The organism is Neisseria sp. P0013.S005 (genome assembly GCF_051958425.1).
Classification (GTDB): domain Bacteria; phylum Pseudomonadota; class Gammaproteobacteria; order Burkholderiales; family Neisseriaceae; genus Neisseria; species Neisseria subflava.
Window position 1 is genome coordinate 1 of sequence record NZ_JBQCVL010000033.1, and the last position, 1,418, is coordinate 1,418.

General features: G+C 52.2%; 1 protein-coding gene. It reads left to right on the top strand.

Features of this window, described 5'->3' with window-relative positions; genetic code table 11:
- Nucleotides 1-1,418, top strand: a 1,418-nt coding sequence (locus tag ACTHTA_RS11350) for a hypothetical protein (RefSeq protein ID WP_440379632.1), incomplete at both ends; no start/stop codon positions are given.

A 1,418-nucleotide genomic window follows, 5' to 3' on the forward strand; every position in this document is an offset into this window, starting at 1 on the left:
GAAGCTAAAGATGCAGCGAAAGCGGCGGATGATAAAGCAGTCGCAGCTAAAGGCCGTGCAGACGATGCTTACAATTTAGCAAGTCAAGCAGATACCAAAGCTGATGGTGCGGTAGCGAAAGCTGAAGCGGCAGATGCTAAAGCGGTAGCAGCTGATACTAAAGCCGGTAAAGCGGCAACAGATGCAGCAGATGCATTAGCGAAAGCAGGCGAAGCTAAAGATGCAGCGAAAGCAGCAGACGATAAAGCTGTAGCGGCAGATGCTAAAGCGGTAGCGGCAGATACCAAAGCGGGTGAAGCTAAGACAGCGGCAGTAGCGGCAGACACCAAAGCAGGCGAAGCTAAAGATGCAGCGAAAGCGGCGGATGATAAAGCAGTCGCAGCTAAAGGCCGTGCAGACGATGCTTACAATTTAGCAAGTCAAGCAGATACCAAAGCTGATGGTGCGGTAGCGAAAGCTGAAGCGGCAGATGCTAAAGCGGTAGCAGCTGATACTAAAGCCGGTAAAGCGGCAACAGATGCAGCAGATGCATTAGCGAAAGCAGGCGAAGCTAAAGATGCAGCGAAAGCAGCAGACGATAAAGCTGTAGCGGCAGATGCTAAAGCGGTAGCGGCAGATGCTAAAGCAGTAGCGGCAGATGCTAAAGCAGTAGCGGCAGATACCAAAGCTGATGGTGCGGTAGCGAAAGCTGAAGCGGCAGATGCTAAAGCGGTAGCAGCTGATACTAAAGCCGGTAAAGCGGCAACAGATGCAGCAGATGCATTAGCGAAAGCAGGCGAAGCTAAAGATGCAGCGAAAGCAGCAGACGATAAAGCTGTAGCGGCAGATGCTAAAGCAGTAGCGGCAGATGCTAAAGCAGTAGCGGCAGATACCAAAGCGGGTGAAGCTAAGACAGCGGCAGCTGCGGCAGACACCAAAGCAGGTGAAGCTAAAGATGCAGCGAAAGCGGCGGATGATAAAGCAGTCGCAGCTAAAGGCCGTGCAGACGATGCTTACAATTTAGCAAGTCAAGCAGATACCAAAGCTGATGGTGCGGTAGCGAAAGCTGAAGCGGCAGATGCTAAAGCAGTAGCGGCAGATACCAAAGCTGATGGTGCGGTAGCGAAAGCTGAAGCGGCAGATGCTAAAGCAGTAGCGGCAGATACCAAAGCGGGTGAAGCTAAAGATGCAGCGAAAGCGGCGGATGATAAAGCGGTAGCAGCTGATACTAAAGCCGGTAAAGCGGCAACAGATGCAGCAGATGCATTAGCGAAAGCAGGCGAAGCTAAAGATGCAGCGAAAGCAGCAGACGATAAAGCTGTAGCGGCAGATGCTAAAGCGGTAGCGGCAGATGCTAAAGCAGTAGCGGCAGATGCTAAAGCAGTAGCAGCAGATACCAAAGCTGATGGTGCGGTAGCGAAAGCTGAAGCGGCAGATGC